Source organism: Streptomyces sp. W16 (assembly GCF_033194735.1).
In the GTDB taxonomy this organism is placed as follows: Bacteria; Actinomycetota; Actinomycetes; order Streptomycetales; family Streptomycetaceae; genus Streptomyces.
Map to the genome: position 1 here is coordinate 1 of NZ_JAWOAI010001114.1, position 1,163 is coordinate 1,163.

2 protein-coding genes are annotated in these 1,163 nt (G+C 72.2%); one reads left to right on the forward strand and one right to left on the reverse strand.

Annotated features, from left to right (window positions below; translation table 11 throughout):
• Positions 1-26 precede the first annotated feature (26 nt).
• Positions 27-611: a TetR/AcrR family transcriptional regulator gene (locus R6V09_RS53525; RefSeq protein WP_317888611.1), complete on the reverse strand. Its 585-nt coding sequence runs from the start codon at positions 609-611 to the stop codon at positions 27-29.
• A 106-nt stretch (positions 612-717) separates the two neighbouring features.
• Here R6V09_RS53525 and R6V09_RS53530 point away from each other — a divergent pair.
• Positions 718-1,163, forward strand: a 446-nt coding sequence (locus R6V09_RS53530; RefSeq protein WP_442810317.1) for an SCO6745 family protein, incomplete at its 3' end; no start/stop codon positions are given.

A 1,163-nucleotide genomic window follows, 5' to 3' on the forward strand; every position in this document is an offset into this window, starting at 1 on the left:
ATCGCGCCGGGCAACCGCGCACGCCGTCAGCCGGCCGCGCCGCGGAACAACATCCCCGCCACCCCCCGGAACACCTCCTCCGGATCCCGCTCACCCACCGCCCCGTCCAGATTGTGGCCGAGCAGCAGCGCCGCGAAGCCATGTGCCAAGGACCACGCGGCGACCCCGGCGAGACGGTCGTCGGGGCCGCGGCCCTCGGGAGGTACGGCGGAGACGGCGCCGCTCAGGGCGTCGCCCGCGAGCGCGCGGGCCGTGGCGAGTTCGAGATCGCCCTCGCGCAGCAGCTCGGGCGCGAACATCACCTGGAAGTGCGCCGGATGCTCGCGCGCGAAGCGCACGTACCGCACTCCCGCGTCCTTGAGGTCCGCCGCCTCCCCGATCGCGGCGGCCAGCAGTCCGAACCCCTCCGCCGCGATCGCCGTCAACAGCCCCGTGCGGTCCTTGAAGTGATGCGCCGGCGCCGCGTGCGAGACACCGGCACGGCGGGCGAGATCCCGCAGGCTCAGCCCGGACGGGCCGTCGGCGGCGATGACGTCGAGCGCGGCGGTGAGGACGGCGCGGCGCAGATCGCCGTGGTGGTACGGACTCTTGGTCGGCTTGGTCGTACTCATGCCCAGCAGCCTACGCCGAATCTAGGCATTGACAAGTTCGAGTGGTTGGGGCAATCTTGTCAGTGTCAAGTTGTGGAACGACCGGGATGCGACGAGGAGTTACGCCATGTCCGAAGACGTACGTGGAGTGGAGACCGCGAACTACCCCGCTGCTGTGGAGCCGGGCCGGGTGCGCCAGCTCTGGCACCTGCTCGAACCCCTGCACGCGCTGCTGTACTACGCGCCGGAGGTCTCCGAGGGGGCCGCCGCACTCGGATACGACACCGAGGAGCGCTGGCCGAGCTACTTCCCGCTGCGCGCCGCCCCGTTGGGCCAGGCCGGCGCCGAGCGCGTGACCTCCGCCTTCTACAGCTTCAACCCCCGCATGGTCGCCGAGCACACCGACCCCGCATGGCGCATCGCGAGCCCGGACGCCGTACTGAAGGCGAGGCTGCGCGGAATGGACCGGGCTTACCGCGCGATATTCGGTGACCGCGTCGACAGCCCGGAACTCGCGGAGGCCGCCGCCCTCGCCCGCCGCGCCGCCGAGGCGGCCGACACGGCCGGCCGTCC